Origin of the sequence: Marinobacter sp. M1C (genome assembly GCF_023314135.1) — a bacterium.
Taxonomy (GTDB): Bacteria; Pseudomonadota; Gammaproteobacteria; order Pseudomonadales; family Oleiphilaceae; genus Marinobacter.
This window is the reverse complement of record NZ_CP092289.1, coordinates 2410161-2425418: the sequence shown is the minus strand read 5'-3', so window position 1 is coordinate 2425418 and position 15258 is coordinate 2410161. Positions and strand designations below refer to the sequence as shown.

The following is a 15258-nucleotide window of genomic DNA, read 5'->3' as shown; positions in this document are numbered from 1 at the left end:
AAACACACGTTCCGGGATAATAGTTGACCAAACCAGTGGCAAATTGTGCCCGGCGACTTTGGCTGTAAATAAAAAGGTATGCGGAGTTTATGGGTGTGGTTTACCAGTGGTCAAGAAACTGATTGTTACCGCTGCGAGAGGATCGCACAAATCAGGGACAGATTTTAAATCTGTCCCGAGTCTTGCCAGTCAAGAACCACGAACCAGGAACAGATTTAAAATCTGTTCCTATCTTGATCTGTTAGCCGCGAAAGTGATCCTTACTGTGGCGAATCGCGGCGAAGACGTCGTCTGGGCTGTCTATCGGTAGTTTGTGATCACTAGCATAGCTTTTTGCGATATTAATCACGTCGGGATCGTCCCAGCGCAGAAACAGGTTCAGACGTTTTTCCTCAGCCAGGGTGGACGGCACTGTTGCTTTGTTATTTGCCCGTGCCTGCTCGCATTGCTGTTCAAACTCGGCCAGGGCACTTGATTGCGGTAACCAGCTACGGGCAAACCTGAGATTCGCCAGGGTGTACTCGTGAGCGCAATAGACGGCCGTGTTGTCAGGCAACTGACGCAGGCTTTCCAAGGATTTGCGCATCTGCGCCGGTGTTCCTTCAAAGAGCCGGCCACAACCCGAAACAAACAGAGTATCGCCGGCGAACAGCAGCGGTCGCCCGGTTATGGCTGTGTCGTCGGTAAAAAAGGCGATATGGTCCAACGTGTGGCCCGGGACCGCCATGCTGGTAAACGTAATGCCCTCCCACAGCGCAGTGTCGCCAGGATGGATAGGGTTTGTGTTGCCTTTGAACGGGCTATCGGCTGGGCCAATGACCCGGCAGTCGGGATATGCTTCGCGCAGCGCCTTTACGCCGCCAACGTGATCAGGGTGGTGATGGGTGATCAAGATGGCGGTGAGCGCCAGGCCCTGTTGCGCCAAGTGGTCCAGAACCGGTTGCGCATGGCCCGGGTCTATAATCAGGGCGTTGTGCCGCTGCGGGTCAGCGATGCACCATATATAGTTGTCATTGAACGCCGGTATTGAAGAAATCGTCAACATAACTCACCCATGTGCTTAGCCAATGTGGCTGCTATGATAAAGCATTCATCGATTTACCCCAAAACTTGCAGGCCCGGGTGGCATGCGTCGGCTTAGCTTTAGAGTTAAAAAGTGGGGTTAAAAAGCAGGGCTAACAGGAGCAGCAGTATCGTGAAACTCGAAGAGGATATTGATTACCAGGCACGCCATGACAGCTTCGAGCACTGGTTTCAGACTCCGCTTGGCCGGGCTCTGCTGGCAGACCAACGCCAGTACCTTGACCATAAATTGGCCAGCCACACCGGCGCCCGTCAGTTGCAGGTCGGCGTCAGCCATCGTCTGCCACTGGCAACCGGCACCGACTTTTTGCAACGAATTATTGCCGTGCCTCAATGGCATTCTGATATTCCTGACGGGGTTGCGGTTTGCGACGCGGATGAGCTGCCATTTTCTGGTGATTCGATGGATCTGGTTATTTTGCCCCACACGGCGGATTTTTCCCGTTACCCCCATCAGGTTCTGCGGGAGTCGGCGAGGGTGTTAAGGGGGGAGGGCTGCATTGCTATCACCGGTTTTAATCCGTTCAGTGTTTGGGGGCTGCGCCGACTTTTATCCGGGCGCTTTGGCAGGCCGTCGGGCGGCCCCTGGAGCGGGCGTTTTATGCCTGCGGGGCGAATGGAAGACTGGTTGCGGTTATTGGGCTTTCAAATAGAACATTCGGTGACCCGCTTTTACGGTTTACCGTTACAGCGCTGTGCACGCAATCCGGTAAAGCGGCAGCCTAGCGGGTTCATGCCGGGCGGCGCTTATTACTGTATCCTTGCGCGCAAACGCGAGCTGGCCCGCACGCCTGGCCGGCGTGCCTGGAGTAAAAGCAAGGTTATAAGCCTGGCAGGTAGCCGCCCGGTGGGAGTGGCGCATACGAGCCATCAGAATCATAGGAGAGTGAATGAGCGGTAACGTGATTATGTACACCGACGGCGCCTGCAAGGGCAACCCGGGGCGCGGTGGTTGGGGAGTGGTGCTGCGCTGGGGCGAGGTTTGCAAAACTTTGCACGGTGGCGAGCAGCACACCACTAATAACCGCATGGAATTGATGGCCGCGATTGAAGGGCTCAAAGCGCTAAAGCGTGATTGTAACGTAGAGTTATATACCGACTCTCAGTACGTGCGCAAAGGCATCACCGAGTGGCTGGCCGGCTGGAAACGCAACGGCTGGAAGACCGCGGCTAAAAAGCCGGTCAAAAATGACGATCTGTGGAAAGCCCTGGATGAACAAAGTGAGCGCCACCGGGTAAACTGGCACTGGGTGAAAGGGCACGCTGGCGTGCCGGATAACGAACTGGCCGACCAGCTGGCCAATCAAGGCGTTGAAGAGCTGACCGGTTAACCGGTTAGCATAAAAGGGTAAAGGGTAACTGCATGCGACAAATTGTTCTGGATACCGAAACCACCGGTATTGATCCCAACGAAGGCCACCGGATTATCGAAATTGGCTGCGTAGAGCTGGTTGAGCGAGCGTTAACCGGGCGTAACTATCATGTATACGTAAATCCTGGCCGCGAAATAGAAGCCGAAGCCATTGCCATACACGGCATTACCAACGACTTTCTGGCCGATAAACCGCCGTTTGCAGTTGTTGCTGACGAATTTTTCGAGTTTATCCGTGGCGCGGAGTTGGTGATTCATAACGCGGCATTTGACGTCGGCTTTATGGACGCCGAATTTGGCCGTCTTGACGGCGGCCGGAAAACCGCCGAACACTGCGGAATTGTTGACACTCTGGCCATTGCCCGCAAGCGCCACCCCGGTCAAAAAAACAACCTGAACGCCCTGTGCAAACGCTACGGGGTAGACAACAGCAATCGCGAATTACACGGCGCTCTGCTGGATGCGGAAATTCTAGCCGATGTGTACTTGCTGTTAACGGGCGGCCAAACCGCGCTGTTGCTGGATGCCGGCTCGGGTGAGGGTGGCCACGGCGATGGTATCCGCCGGGTACAGGCCGCCCGCGAGGCACTGCAGGTGATTCGTGCCAGTGCCGATGAAGATCTGGCCCATCGCGAGTTTATGGCAATGATGGAAAAGAAAGCCGGCTCGACTGTGTGGAGTCAGGTTCTGGGTTCAGAATGAGAACTGGGTCGGGAGCTGCGTCAGGAACTGCGTAGCAAACTGGATAGAAAGAAATTAACTGACCCTGACGCCTTGGTTGAGTGGCGTGAAAATTGTGTTATAACTGACTAGCGTTACGACATTTTTTGATGTAACCGGTGAAACAGCGTGCGGTGCCACCGCAGAGTCAACAGGGAAGCGTAAGTTATGGTGCAATCGTCTCTGGCAACGAAATCGCAGTCATTCGATCTCGTTAAAGGTGAAATCGAGCAAACCATCCGGCAGGCTGAACACAGCCTTGCGCGCTTTCAGGAAAACCGGGAGAGTGACGAAGATCTGCAAAACTGCCTGGACTGTCTGAACCAGCTGCGGGGCATCTTCACGCTGGTGGAACTGCGTGGCGGAACCTTGCTGTGTGAGGAGGCGGTAAGTACCTGCAATAATGTTCCGGTTGGTGCAACCACCGACAAGAATATTCTGTTAACCACGCTCAATAAAGCTCTATTTGTGCTGCGCCGATATGTGGAATATCACCACCATCAGCGCCAGGACCATCCCAATCTGCTGTTACCGGTGATCAACGAACTGCGCGAAGCGCGCAACGAAGCTGCATACCCGGAATCCTGGCATTTCAAGCTTGACCTTGCGCAACGCCCGGATTTTTGCAGAGGTATGAAGCTGCGGCCCGTCGCCGGCGACACCAACGATGTCGACATTATGGCCCGGCGCATGCGCTTGACCTATCAAGTGGCGCTGCTGGGCATTTTGCATGAACGCAACGACGCGGTAACAAAGAAGCTCATCAGCCGCGCTGCTCGTGGTTTTGCACGGCTGTGCAACGGCAAGCCCCAGGGGCAACTGTGGTGCCTGGTGGAAATTGTGGCCGACACCATGCTTGACCGGGCCATGATGTTTTCCAAGGCTCGCAAACGCCTGTTCATGGTGATTGAAAAATACGCCCGACAAATAGTTTACATGGGCGCTGATTCGGCGAATAAACCAATACCTGAAGAGTTGCTTACCGATCTGGTGTACCTGCTGCATTGCAGTGGCTCGGCCAATCCCGAAGTTGCGCAGGTGCTTCAGGCCTTTCGCCTGGCGCCTGCAGAATTTTCGGACGCCATTCTGGAAGCCCATTCCCGCAAACTTTACGGCCCGGGCAGTGACGTGCTCAAGTCCCTGTCAGAAGCAATGCAGGATGAACTGAACCAACTAAAAGACAAGCTGGACATCATTGAGCGTGGTATCGAGCCGGACTTGGCTGAACTGGGGTTGATTGCCAAAATTCTGGAAAAGTTGGCTAACACGCTGGTGATGTTGGATTTGATGCGTTTGGCTACAATCGCTAATAAGGAAGCCACTAAGCTGCGCCAGCTGGAGCAAGAATCGCGTCTGCCAGACGAAACCGAACTGCACAGTCTGGCGGACTCTGTGCTTGGTATCGAAGACGTTGTGTTGCAGATTGCCACTCATGGCATTACCAACGATGCAGATCTGGCAAGCGTTAACCCGTTTGATAGTCGCGAAGAATCATTGTGCCTGCGCGAAGCCGTATGGGTGGTGGCGGATGAAGCCCGTAACGCGCTGACTCTGGCCAAACGAGCGATCACAGCGTTCATTGAATCAGATTACGACAAACTGCACCTGGCTAACGTGCCCGCTACCCTGCACACCATTTGGGGTGGACTGGTGATGATTAACGACCCCGATGCCGCCGAAGTGCTGCAGCGTGTTGGTGGTGCCATACAGCACCAGCTTTTGGACAACAGCGAGCCACCATCTGAACAGGTGCTGGAAGCCATGGCGGATGCTTTGACATCCCTCGAGTACTACATTGGTAGCATTGGCAAGCACGAGCCAGGCAACGCCGACCTGTTGCGCCTGGCGAAAACGTCTTTGGACGAAGTTCGTCTTTAAACGCGGACAGACTCAGCCCATGTTAAACAGGTCGCCGAGTTTGGTGGCCAGCATCATGTCGCCTTCGGCGCGCAGTTGTCCCGCCATGAATGCCTGCATGCCGTCAGTTTCACCCGAAACGACGTCTTCCAGGGTTTCGGAGTTCATGATCAAGGTAACGGAAGGGTCGCCGTGGGCACCTTCGTGTAGCTTGCAGGTGCCGTCGTTAATCACCAGGTGGTAGGTTTTGTCGTCTTCGATATCAAACTGAAAAACCAGGTCCAGACCTTGCGCGGCTTCGGCGTTAAAACTCTGTTCCAGCTTTTCAAAGATTTGTTCTACGGACATAAATTGACCCTTTAAATGGTTGTGATGGCGGCGACACAGCCCGACTCCGTACCTGACTTTATGGCCGGTGGCGACAGCTGTCAAGTGCATTCAAACGATTGTTTTAATTTATGCCCGGGTTATCACCCGATGAGCTCTGGGGTACACTTGCCTGCTTATTTTAACCTACGGGAGAAACCCTTTGGAATTCCTTGCAGACTATGGTCTTTTCCTTGCTAAAGCCGTTACCTTGGTGCTGGCTTTGGTGGTGATTATTACCCTGATTATCTCCGCTGCCCAGCGAGAGAAAAGCAGTGAACACGAAGACGGTGAACTGCGCATCCGCAAACTCAATGACAACTACCGCAAATTGCGCGAGGGCATCGAAGCGCGTTTGATGACGGACCTCGATCGCAAAGCCTTCGCCAAGTTGCGTAAAAAAGAAGAGAAAGCCGAGCGCAAAGCCGAAAAGGTAAAAGCCAAAGTTAAAAGCGCAAAAAGCGCAAAAAGCGACACCGCCGAGACCGCGGACGACGCAGTCAAGACACGCGTGTTTGTGCTGGATTTCGATGGTGACATAAAAGCCAGTGACACCGAGGGCCTGCGCCGTGCCATTACCGCCGTACTCAGTGTGGCTAAGCCGGAGCACGACGAAGTGGTGGTGCGCCTGGAAAGTGGCGGCGGCATGGTGCATTCCTACGGCCTGGCGGCGGCACAGCTGGACCGCATTCGCGCCAAAGGCCTGAATTTGACCGTGTGTGTAGACAAAGTAGCCGCCAGCGGTGGCTATATGATGGCCTGCGTAGCTGACCGCATTGTGGCGTCACCGTTTGCGATTCTGGGTTCCATCGGCGTGGTGGCGCAACTGCCCAACGTGCACCGGTTGCTGAAAAAGAACAACGTAGACTTTGAAGTATTGACTGCGGGTGAGCACAAACGCACATTGACCATGTTTGGTGAAAACACCGATAAGGGCCGTCAGAAATTTCTGGCAGACCTTGAAGACATCCATCAGCTGTTCAAAGATTACGTTGGCGAGCGCCGGCCCCAGTTAGACATGGCGGCGGTTGCCAACGGTGATATCTGGTTTGGTCGCCGTGCGTTAGATGTAAAGCTGATTGACGTTATACAAACCTCAGACGAGTATTTGCTGGAATCGGCAGAACGCGCAGAGGTGGTGTCGGTGTCGTATCAACGCAAACGCACATTACCGGAAAAACTCGGGCTGGCAGCCAGTGCCGCCGTTGAGCATACGGTTTGGCGCTTGCTAAGTGTGTTTCGCAATCAGAACTTGCATTAAAAAGGCTCTGTCGTTAATGCCCTGCAGTGCCCAAAACCAGGAGTCGTCAATGAGTGAATCTAAGAGCAACCCGCAGCAGAACGGACAGACTTATCAGGCCTGGCAGGTCAGCGAGCAGGATGGCGGTTATCGCGGCTGCGAAACGACGCTGAGTACAGCCGATTTGCCGGCTGGCGAAGTGCTGATCCGGGTCAGCCACTCATCACTTAACTACAAAGACGCGTTGTCTGCCTCCGGCAATAAAGGCGTTACCCGACAGTTCCCTCACACACCCGGTATTGATGCCGCGGGTGAAGTGGTTGAGTTAGCCGCTAGTGCGGGTGTACTGGGTGTAGGCAGCCAGGTGCTGGTGACCGGTTACGATTTGGGCATGAACACTTCTGGCGGATTTGGCGAATACATTCGCGTGCCAGCAGCGTGGTGTATTGCCATGCCTGAGGGCTGGATGGCAAAAACCGCCATGACCTATGGCACCGCAGGGCTTACGGCCGGCCTGAGCGTTCACAAGCTGCTAACCATGGGTGCTTCACCCGGGCAGGGCAAAGTTGCTGTTTCGGGCGCCAGCGGTGCTGTAGGCAGCGTGGCGGTGGAAATTCTATCGGTTCTGGGTTTTGACGTGGTGGCCATCAGCGGAAAAACCGAGAAGGAAGACACGTTACGTACCCTGGGTGCGTCTGAAATTTTGGGCCGTGAGGCACTGGAGGCGCAAAAGAAACCCATGTTAAAACCGGTGTTTGCCAATGCGGTGGACACCGTAGGCGGCGCGCCGTTGGCAGAATTGCTGAAGCAGGTAAAACCTGGAGGATCTGTCAGTTGTTGCGGCCTGGTGGCGGGTATTGAATTGCCCACCTCTGTGCTGCCGTTTATATTGCGCGGCGTGAACCTGTTGGGTGTCGACTCGGTAGAAATTCCGCTGGCGGACAAACAAGCCATTTGGGACAAACTGGCCGGCCCCTGGCGCTGCCTGCAAACGGAAAAATCGGCCAGGGTAATTGGCCGCAATGATCTTGCCAGCGCACTGGAAGCGTTTTTGGCGGCTAAGTCTAGCGGTAAGATTGTGCTGCAGCACGGGTTGAATTAACCCGAAAATTGGCAGATTACGCAATTCGTGCTTAACTAAGCGCAATTGTTTTCAATTAAGCACGAGGAAGCGGGTATGAGTAAATCTGTACGTAGTGATGGTCTGGTAGACGCCGTTGCGGCCGTTGTGTTGATAGCACTTGCGGTCACTTTAGCGGTCATCTGGGTTTCTGGCCAATAAAACGGGTGCTGGGTTTGGGCGGTCAGGCGCTAGCCAGCACCACATTTACCAGAAGTATTAAACCGCCAATAAAAAAGGTGGTAAATAAAAGCCCGCCAATAATGTAAGCCCAAGGGCTTGGGTTGGCAAAATCTTCCTCGTGGCGCTTAGTAGACTGAACCCCCAGCGCGCCCGCAAAAATGCTCTGCATTACTTTCAATAAGCCCATCCGTGGCCGCGTTTTGTTATCAGACTGAGCTATTTCATCGTTGCTTTTTTCGCTCATAACCGGTCTCCACCGTTTACATCAGAATATCGCCAACACCAAAGCGTTTGCGCTGCCCGGCGTGCACCGGGAGCACGCATTATGCAGAGTGTTACTCCGCTGGGTCGTACGCCAGGCTGGGTTGTAACCAGCGTTCGGCTTCGGCTTTGGTTTGGCCGGTACGATCAGCATAGTCTTCAACTTGGTCTACGCCAATGCGGCCGACGGCAAAGTATTTGGACTGCGGGTGCGAAAAGTACCAACCAGAGACCGCAGCGGCCGGGAACATGGCGAAGTGCTCGGTTAGGGTGATGCCAGTTTTGGCGGTGGCGTCCAGCAGGGTAAACAGCGTGGCCTTTTCAATGTGATCGGGGCAGGCAGGATAACCAGGCGCAGGGCGAATGCCCTGGTAGCGCTCCTTGATCAGCGCAGCGGTGTCCATGCTCTCGTCATTAGCATAGCCCCAGAATTCTTTGCGCACACGCTCATGCAGACGCTCAGCGAAGGCTTCGGCCAGACGATCTGCCAGAGCTTTCACCATAATGGCGTTGTAGTCGTCGTTGGCGTCTCTGTACTCATTAGACATTTCTTCCGCGCCAATACCGGTGGTGACCGCGAAGCCACCGACGTAATCAGGGTGTTCATAGCCTTTAGGAGCCACGAAGTCTGACAGCGCCATCATCGGCTTTCCGGGTGCTTTTTCATCTTGCTGACGCAGGTGGTGCAGCACGGCGAGCTCTTCAGTGCGGCTTTCATCGGTGTACACAACAACGTCGTCGCCACGACGATTCGCCGGCCAAAAACCGGCTATACCACAGGCAGTTACACGCTTTTCATCAATCATTTTGCGAAGAATAACCTGGGCTTCGTCGAACAGAGTTTTAGCGACCGCACCGCGCTTAGGGTCGTCAAAAATCTGCGGGTATTTGCCCGACATATCCCAGGAAATAAAGAACGGTGTCCAATCAATGTAAGGCACCAGCTCATTCAGGTCATATTCTTCAAACACACGCGCGCCCAAAAAAGCCGGCTTGGGCGGCACGTAGTTGTCAAAATCGATCTCGGGTGCTCGATCACGAGCTTCCTTCAAAGACACCAGCTTGGTGCGCTCGCTTCGACTTTTTCGGCGTTCGCGGATTTCGTCGTATTCCGCCCGGGCCGCTTTTACCAGGTCCGGTTTGGCGGTTTTACTCAGCAGTTTTGAAGCCACGTTAACGCAGCGCGAGGCGTCTGACACATACAGAGCGATGTCGTTTTTATAGTGCGGTTCAATTTTCACTGCGGTGTGGGCTTTAGAGGTAGTGGCGCCGCCAATCATCAGTGGCAGATGAAAATCCAGGCGCTGCATCTCCCGCGCCACGTGCACCATTTCATCCAATGACGGCGTGATCAGCCCGCTAAGGCCAATAATGTCCACATTGTGCTCTTTCGCCGCGGCTAAAATCTTGTCGCAGGGCACCATAACGCCCATGTCGATCACTTCGTAGTTGTTGCATTGCAGCACCACGCCCACAATGTTTTTTCCGATGTCGTGCACATCGCCCTTCACCGTGGCCATCAGGATTTTGCCTTTGGCCTGTTGGTCTTCGGATTTCTCCGCCTCAATAAATGGAATCAGGTGGGCCACGGCCTGCTTCATAACACGGGCGCTTTTGACCACCTGAGGCAAGAACATTTTACCGTCGCTGAACAGGTCGCCGACCACGTTCATGCCGTCCATCAACGGGCCTTCAATCACGTGGATGGGGCGATCTGCTTCTTGCCGGCAGGCTTCGGTGTCTTCAATGATGTGGCTGGTGATGCCTTTCACCAAAGCGTGTTCAAGGCGTTTTTTGACCGGCAGATCACGCCAAGCCAGATCTTCTTCCGGGGTTTTTACGCCCTGGCCTTTGAAGCGCTCGGCAAGTTCCAGCAGGCGGTCGGTAGAATCTTCGCGGCGATTCAACACCACATCTTCTACGGCTTCTTTCAGTTCCGCCTCAATGTCGTCGTAAATCACCAGCTGTCCGGGGTTGACGATGCCCATATTCAGGCCGGCTTTAATAGCGTGGTATAAGAACACCGAATGGATGGTTTCGCGCACCACGTCGTTGCCGCGGAATGAGAAAGACACGTTACTGACGCCGCCGGAAATCGAGGCGTGGGGCAGGTTGGCGCGAATCCAGCGACAGGCGTTGATGAAATCTACCGCGTAGTTGTTGTGCTCTTCAATGCCGGTGGCAATGGCAAAAATATTCGGGTCAAAAATGATGTCGCCGGGTTTAAAGCCGATGCTTACGAGCGCGTCGTAAGAGCGTTTGCAGATGTCGGTTTTACGCTTGAAGGTATCAGCCTGGCCTTGTTCGTCAAACGCCATAACCACCACGGCGGCGCCGTAACGCATGCAGTCTCGGGCGCGCTTGAGGAATTCTTCCTCGCCCTCTTTCAGGCTGATGGAGTTCACCACCGCCTTGCCCTGAATACAGCGCAAACCGGCTTCGATGACTTCCCACTTGGAGGAGTCAATCATGATGGGTACGCGGCAGATGTCGGGTTCTGAAGCCACCAGGTTCAAAAAAGTGACCATCACTTCTTTGGATTCCAACATGCCTTCGTCCATGTTGATATCAATGATTTGCGCGCCATTCTCAACCTGGTCTCGGGCCACGCGTAGAGCCTCTTCGTAGCGCTCTTCTTTGATCAGGCGTAAAAAACGCTTGGAACCGGTGACGTTGGTACGCTCACCCACATTGATGAACAGGGTGTGTTCATCACCAGTAAATGGTTCAAGGCCCGACAGGCGCAGCGCAGGTTTGGGCTGTGCGATTTTTCGCGGCGGATATTTAGCGACCGCGTTAGCGATGGCTTCAATATGGTCCGGGCGCGAACCGCAGCAACCGCCGATGATGTTAAGAAAACCGTCGCGGGCAAAACCTTCGATGATGTCTGCCATTTCCTCCGGGGTCTGGTCATACTCACCAAATTCGTTGGGCAGACCGGCGTTGGGGTGGGCGCTGACATAGGTATCCGCTTTCGCGGACAACTCTTCCACGTACGGCCGCAGGGCGTCGGCGCCCAGGGCGCAGTTCAGGCCGACCGAGATGGGCTTCGCATGGGCAATGGAGTTCCAGAAAGCCTCGGTGGTCTGACCGGAAAGAGTGCGCCCGGAGGCATCGGTAATAGTGCCGGAAATCATGATTGGCAGTTCAATACCGCTGTCTTCAAAATATTGCTGGGTGGCGTAAATGGCAGCTTTAGCGTTCAGGGTGTCGAAAATAGTCTCGATTAGAATCAGGTCGCAGCCGCCTTCAACCAACCCTTCTACCGCTTCATAGTAGTTGTCCACCAGGCCCTGGAAGTCCACGTTGCGATAGCCCGGGTTATTCACCTGCGGTGAAAGCGAGGCGGTGCGCGACGTAGGGCCCACAGCGCCGGCCACAAAGCGCGGTTTCGCGGGGTTTTTGGCGGTAAACTCGTCGGCGATTTCTCGCGCCATTCGCGCGCCAGCCACGTTCAGCTCTTTGGCGATGTCTTCCAAGCCATAATCCGCTTGTGACAGACGTGAAGAGTTGAATGTGTTGGTCTCAATAATGTCTGCGCCCGCATCCATGTAATCTGCGTGAATATTGCGCATAAGCGCGGGCTGGGTCAGGTTCAGTAGGTCGTTGTTGCCCTGCAGATCGCTTGCGTAATTGGCAAATCGTTCACCCCGAAATGCTGCTTCGTCCAACTTCAGTTGCTGGATCATGGTGCCCATGCCGCCGTCTAGAATTACAATGCGTTCTTTAAGGGCTTGATGCAGTTGTTTCAGGCGGGTGGTGCGGTCAGTCATGGGTTTCTCTTTCGTCGATTGTTTTAAAACAGGCACGGGCATTACTGGCTACTGAGCGCTGTAAAAGTGGCGCTAAAGCGTTGTCGTTAATATTCGGCGGCAAATAATAGCAAATTCAGCGCCTCTGGCGTAGTTCATACGCTGGATAATCCACACTGGAGCAATAGCGGAAAGTCATTATACCGTATAAAGACCAACCAATTTGGTTGGTCTTTCATGTTGCGGCCATCTGCCGTAAAATAGTTTCAAATTCTAAAGCGAGTTGAGAATATGTCCGTGGTAACTGTGACCGATCCCGCGCGGGATTATCTTGCGGAACTGATTTCAAAACAGGACGTTAAAGGTATGGGTGTGCGCATTTTCGTCACCCAGCCCGGCACCAAAAATGCCGAAACCTGTCTTGCTTACTGTCCGCCTAATGAAATTGTGCCGACGGACGAGCAGTTCGATCTGGAAAAGTTCACTTTGTATCTGGATCATGCTTCTGTGCCATTTTTGGAAGAAGCTTACGTGGATTATTCCAAGGATCAAATGGGCGGTCAGCTGACAATCAAGGCGCCGAACGCCAAGGTTTCCAATGTCGATGAAAACGCGCCCCTGCCAGATCGGGTGAATTACATTCTTGCGTCGGAAATCAATCCCGGCCTGGCGTCCCACGGCGGTGAAGTGTCGCTGGTTGAAATAATCGACGACTCCATCGTGGTACTGCGTTTTGGCGGCGGCTGTCAGGGCTGCTCTGCGGTTAGCCTCACGCTGAAGCAGGGTGTTGAAACCACCTTGAAAGAGCGAGTGCCGGAAATAACCGCCGTGCGCGATGTGACTGATCACACCGTGACTGAAAACGCGTACTATCAATAACAGCGTTCGCCCAACATAGGGGACAGATTTCAAATCTGTCCCCGGCTTCATGTTCGCGGCCTCAAAAATCCGTCCTCAGTTTGTCTGCCCCGCTACAAACAATTAGTAGGCCTTGGCAATCCCGCAACGCGGCAAGCGCTTTTGGCCGGAGTGCCGGGGAACAGCTGCATCAGGTAAATGCTGTTGCCTTTGTCTTCACCCAGAGCTTCTTTTACCGCCTTTACAAATAGCCGGTTTGAGGGCGGTGACATGGCGTGCTGCTGATAAAAGTTCCGTAAAAACTGCACAATTTCCCAATGAGCTGGCGACAGTTCCAGACCGTTGTCCGCGGCTATTTGCTCAGCTATCTGCGATGTCCAGCTATGGGCATCTTCCAGAAAACCTTCATTGTTACGTGTTGGCATGTTTCCCATGTTCGTCATAATCTCACCAGCTGATGATGCGTGTGGCCAAAGCGCTCAATTGCACCATTTGCTCGTAGCCTATCTGTGGTGTAGCTCCCGTCGCTTCGGTGCCCGCCCCGGATTTGGGAACCAGGCCGCGGGCGCGGGCGTCGGCGGCCAGCATGAACACCGGGCAGGGCGCCACAGCAGCAACTTCAGGCGCGCTTAACACCGCGTTTTCAATCAGCAGTACCGTGTCTGAGATGTCCAACGTTGCAAGGCACTGCGCAGCCCTGGGATGCTCCGCCGTTTTATTCAGTATGTGCAGGGTGTGAATGTGGGTGGGTAAGTCTGCAACAGACTGGCTCATAAGGTGGTCCAATGGTTTTCGCCCTAACAGGCGGTTGATCACTTCGCGAATGGGGCAGGTGTTGGTCGCCGCCCGTCAGCCGGCGAAAGTCACTTTTTCGAAGCCCTTCATGAACGCCTGGTCAGGTGCTATCAGGGTTACGCCAGCAATTATAACGTCATCTGCCAGACCGTAACGTTGGCAAGCCTGGGCATCGGCATACAGAGCCTCAACGCCAAAAGTGGCCGCCGCGCCCAGATTTTGTGCGACGGACTTTTGGCCAAGGCCGTCGGGTTGCTGCCCCGTGCGAAGCCAGTTTACACCGGCACCGCTGAACAACAGAGCGCAGCTTTGGTCAAAAGCCGCAAGTGAGAACGCCATATCCAGGCCTTCGCGTCCGCTCCAGCTGCCGTAAGGCGCCTGGTCAATCACAATCAACACCGTCATGGTCAGGTCCCACTGTGAAAGTAGATAACTTTACTGCAAGTGCCGGCTTCCACCCATTCGCCCAGCCCGGTGATTTCAAACGGTGCCCTTATGTTGTGTGCGGATAACTCGTAACGCTGTTGCTCGCCGCTGTCGATGAGGCCACGGCGTAGCGCCGAGGCGACACAGGCTAGGGCGGGGATCCGGTGCTCCGCCAGGAACTCGGACCACAGGCGAGGCCAGTGGGGCTCGTCAGAGGGCGGGCATATCAGGGCCGAGGCAAGGTGAACGCCATCGCCGTAGAGAAAGACTCGATCAATCTGGTGGCCTGCGGCGACGGCCGCACGGGCAAAGTCCAGCGCAGTTTGAGGGGCCTGGGATGAGTAGGGGGCTCCAGTTATAACCAGTGTGTAGGTTTGCAGAGAAATGTCAGTCATGTTGGGAATCTTGTCTGAAAACAAAAACCCCGGCAAGTGCCGGGGCTTCGGGTTACGTTAAAACCAGATTAAATCAGTCGTTACCACCGAATGCGCCCAGCAGGTGCAGCAAGGCCAAAAACAGGTTGTAGATGTTCAGGTACAGCCCGGTAGTTGCCATGATGTAGTTGGTTTCGCCACCGTTAACGATACGGCTTGTGTCGTACAGAATGAAGCCTGACATCAGCAGCACGATAGCAGCGCTAAGAGCGAGGCTGAAGGCCGTTATCTCAACGCCAAACATGCTGGCTACTATGCCACCTACCATCGCGATAAGTACCACAACCAAGCCCGCGACCAACATGCCACGCATGAAGCTGAAATCTTTTTTGGTGGTCAGAACGTAGCCAGAAAGAGCGAAGAACACCAGCGCGGTTCCGCCAAGAGCCTGGGTAACAATCTGCCCGCCATTAGAGAACTGGAGGTAGTACAGCAAAGTTGGGCCGAGTGAGAGGCCAAGCAACCCGGTGAAAGCGAATACGACCGCAATACCCGCAGAGCTGTTAGCGGTGCGTGGTAACACAAACCAAATCAGCCCCAGCGCGCCAAGGCTACACATAAGGCTTGCGCCCCGACCCAGACCGATCGACATTGCAACGGCTGCCATCACCGCACTGAACGCCAGCGTCATTGCCAGCAGCGTGTAAGTGTTGCGCAGAACCTTGGTCGCTGAAGCACTGATAGGTGCGGTCGCGGACCCACGGGCAATCTTGTCGCCAGTGCTCTGCTTAACGTTGTACTGTCTGTTTTCCATTGTCATCTCCGTTTAAAGCGACTGGGTGCTTTCCAAA

16 protein-coding genes are annotated in these 15258 nt (G+C 54.5%); 7 read left to right on the top strand and 9 right to left on the bottom strand.

The window, feature by feature from the left end; translation table 11 throughout:
- Positions 1-241 precede the first annotated feature (241 nt).
- On the bottom strand, positions 242-1045 hold the full coding sequence (gene gloB / locus MIH19_RS11480; RefSeq protein ID WP_249005015.1) for a hydroxyacylglutathione hydrolase: 804 nt from the start codon (positions 1043-1045) through the stop codon (positions 242-244).
- 150 nt (positions 1046-1195) lie between these two features.
- Between gloB and MIH19_RS11475 the strand changes: the two genes are divergently transcribed.
- The 4 genes from MIH19_RS11475 to MIH19_RS11460 all read left to right on the top strand — a co-directional run bounded on the left by MIH19_RS11475 (position 1196) and on the right by MIH19_RS11460 (position 5053).
- Positions 1196-1984 (top strand): methyltransferase domain-containing protein, encoded by a 789-nt coding sequence (locus tag MIH19_RS11475; protein ID WP_249005014.1) that lies wholly within the window; start codon positions 1196-1198, stop codon positions 1982-1984.
- Positions 1974-2414 carry a ribonuclease HI gene (rnhA, locus tag MIH19_RS11470; protein WP_249005013.1) on the top strand — a complete coding sequence of 147 codons (441 nt, stop codon included), beginning with the start codon at positions 1974-1976 and terminating at the stop codon, positions 2412-2414. The genes MIH19_RS11475 and rnhA overlap by 11 nt, the downstream gene beginning before the upstream one ends.
- 32 nt (positions 2415-2446) lie before the next feature.
- Positions 2447-3157: a DNA polymerase III subunit epsilon gene (gene dnaQ / locus MIH19_RS11465; RefSeq protein ID WP_249005012.1), complete on the top strand. Its 711-nt coding sequence runs from the start codon at positions 2447-2449 to the stop codon at positions 3155-3157.
- A gap of 186 nt (positions 3158-3343) precedes the next feature.
- A complete protein-coding gene (locus MIH19_RS11460; protein ID WP_249005011.1) occupies positions 3344-5053 on the top strand; it encodes a chemotaxis protein in 1710 nt (569 codons plus the stop codon).
- 12 nt (positions 5054-5065) lie between these two features.
- On the opposite strand, the gene MIH19_RS11455 is transcribed toward MIH19_RS11460, so the two are convergent.
- Positions 5066-5380, bottom strand: coding sequence for an SCP2 sterol-binding domain-containing protein (locus MIH19_RS11455; protein WP_249005010.1), 315 nt, complete (start codon positions 5378-5380; stop codon positions 5066-5068).
- A 181-nt stretch (positions 5381-5561) separates the two neighbouring features.
- Here MIH19_RS11455 and sohB point away from each other — a divergent pair, with 181 nt between their 5' ends.
- Positions 5562-6659, top strand: coding sequence for a protease SohB (gene sohB, locus MIH19_RS11450; protein ID WP_249005009.1), 1098 nt, complete (start codon positions 5562-5564; stop codon positions 6657-6659).
- A gap of 49 nt (positions 6660-6708) precedes the next feature.
- On the top strand, positions 6709-7740 hold the full coding sequence (locus tag MIH19_RS11445; RefSeq protein ID WP_249005008.1) for a YhdH/YhfP family quinone oxidoreductase: 1032 nt from the start codon (positions 6709-6711) through the stop codon (positions 7738-7740).
- Between the two features lie 202 nt (positions 7741-7942).
- Here MIH19_RS11445 and MIH19_RS11440 read toward each other — a convergent pair whose 3' ends face one another.
- Positions 7943-8185, bottom strand: a complete 243-nt coding sequence (locus tag MIH19_RS11440; protein WP_249005007.1) for a DUF2970 domain-containing protein — start codon at positions 8183-8185, stop codon at positions 7943-7945.
- A 91-nt stretch (positions 8186-8276) separates the two neighbouring features.
- Entirely contained in the window at positions 8277-11975 is a 3699-nt protein-coding gene (gene metH / locus MIH19_RS11435) for a methionine synthase (RefSeq protein ID WP_249005006.1), read from the bottom strand.
- Between the two features lie 270 nt (positions 11976-12245).
- Here metH and nfuA point away from each other — a divergent pair, with 270 nt between their 5' ends.
- Positions 12246-12833 (top strand): Fe-S biogenesis protein NfuA, encoded by a 588-nt coding sequence (gene nfuA, locus MIH19_RS11430; protein WP_249005005.1) that lies wholly within the window; start codon positions 12246-12248, stop codon positions 12831-12833.
- Positions 12834-12925: 92 nt separating this feature from the next.
- On the opposite strand, the gene MIH19_RS11425 is transcribed toward nfuA, so the two are convergent.
- The 5 genes from MIH19_RS11425 to MIH19_RS11405 all read right to left on the bottom strand — a co-directional run bounded on the left by MIH19_RS11425 (position 12926) and on the right by MIH19_RS11405 (position 15221).
- Entirely contained in the window at positions 12926-13246 is a 321-nt protein-coding gene (locus tag MIH19_RS11425; RefSeq protein WP_249008990.1) for a TusE/DsrC/DsvC family sulfur relay protein, read from the bottom strand.
- Positions 13247-13259: 13 nt separating this feature from the next.
- Positions 13260-13586, bottom strand: coding sequence for a DsrH/TusB family sulfur metabolism protein (locus MIH19_RS11420; protein ID WP_249005004.1), 327 nt, complete (start codon positions 13584-13586; stop codon positions 13260-13262).
- 75 nt (positions 13587-13661) lie between these two features.
- On the bottom strand, positions 13662-14012 hold the full coding sequence (locus MIH19_RS11415; RefSeq protein WP_249005003.1) for a DsrE family protein: 351 nt from the start codon (positions 14010-14012) through the stop codon (positions 13662-13664).
- A 2-nt stretch (positions 14013-14014) separates the two neighbouring features.
- Positions 14015-14428 (bottom strand): sulfurtransferase complex subunit TusD, encoded by a 414-nt coding sequence (gene tusD, locus MIH19_RS11410; RefSeq protein ID WP_249005002.1) that lies wholly within the window; start codon positions 14426-14428, stop codon positions 14015-14017.
- A gap of 73 nt (positions 14429-14501) precedes the next feature.
- Positions 14502-15221, bottom strand: a complete 720-nt coding sequence (locus MIH19_RS11405; RefSeq protein ID WP_249005001.1) for a Bax inhibitor-1/YccA family protein — start codon at positions 15219-15221, stop codon at positions 14502-14504.
- Between the last annotated feature and the right edge of the window lie 37 nt (positions 15222-15258).

What these genes read in the sequence shown, in the direction of transcription:
- gloB (WP_249005015.1), bottom strand. Translation starts at nt 1,045, where the DNA reads ATGTTGACGATTTCTTCAATACCGGCGTTCAATGACAACTATATATGG.
- rnhA (WP_249005013.1), top strand. Translation starts at nt 1,974, where the DNA reads ATGAGCGGTAACGTGATTATGTACACCGACGGCGCCTGCAAGGGCAAC.
- dnaQ (WP_249005012.1), top strand. Translation starts at nt 2,447, where the DNA reads ATGCGACAAATTGTTCTGGATACCGAAACCACCGGTATTGATCCCAAC.
- MIH19_RS11460 (WP_249005011.1), top strand. Translation starts at nt 3,344, where the DNA reads ATGGTGCAATCGTCTCTGGCAACGAAATCGCAGTCATTCGATCTCGTT.
- MIH19_RS11455 (WP_249005010.1), bottom strand. Translation starts at nt 5,380, where the DNA reads ATGTCCGTAGAACAAATCTTTGAAAAGCTGGAACAGAGTTTTAACGCC.
- MIH19_RS11445 (WP_249005008.1), top strand. Translation starts at nt 6,709, where the DNA reads ATGAGTGAATCTAAGAGCAACCCGCAGCAGAACGGACAGACTTATCAG.
- MIH19_RS11440 (WP_249005007.1), bottom strand. Translation starts at nt 8,185, where the DNA reads ATGAGCGAAAAAAGCAACGATGAAATAGCTCAGTCTGATAACAAAACG.
- metH (WP_249005006.1), bottom strand. Translation starts at nt 11,975, where the DNA reads ATGACTGACCGCACCACCCGCCTGAAACAACTGCATCAAGCCCTTAAA.
- nfuA (WP_249005005.1), top strand. Translation starts at nt 12,246, where the DNA reads ATGTCCGTGGTAACTGTGACCGATCCCGCGCGGGATTATCTTGCGGAA.
- MIH19_RS11425 (WP_249008990.1), bottom strand. Translation starts at nt 13,246, where the DNA reads ATGGGAAACATGCCAACACGTAACAATGAAGGTTTTCTGGAAGATGCC.
- MIH19_RS11420 (WP_249005004.1), bottom strand. Translation starts at nt 13,586, where the DNA reads ATGAGCCAGTCTGTTGCAGACTTACCCACCCACATTCACACCCTGCAC.
- MIH19_RS11415 (WP_249005003.1), bottom strand. Translation starts at nt 14,012, where the DNA reads ATGACGGTGTTGATTGTGATTGACCAGGCGCCTTACGGCAGCTGGAGC.
- tusD (WP_249005002.1), bottom strand. Translation starts at nt 14,428, where the DNA reads ATGACTGACATTTCTCTGCAAACCTACACACTGGTTATAACTGGAGCC.
- MIH19_RS11405 (WP_249005001.1), bottom strand. Translation starts at nt 15,221, where the DNA reads ATGGAAAACAGACAGTACAACGTTAAGCAGAGCACTGGCGACAAGATT.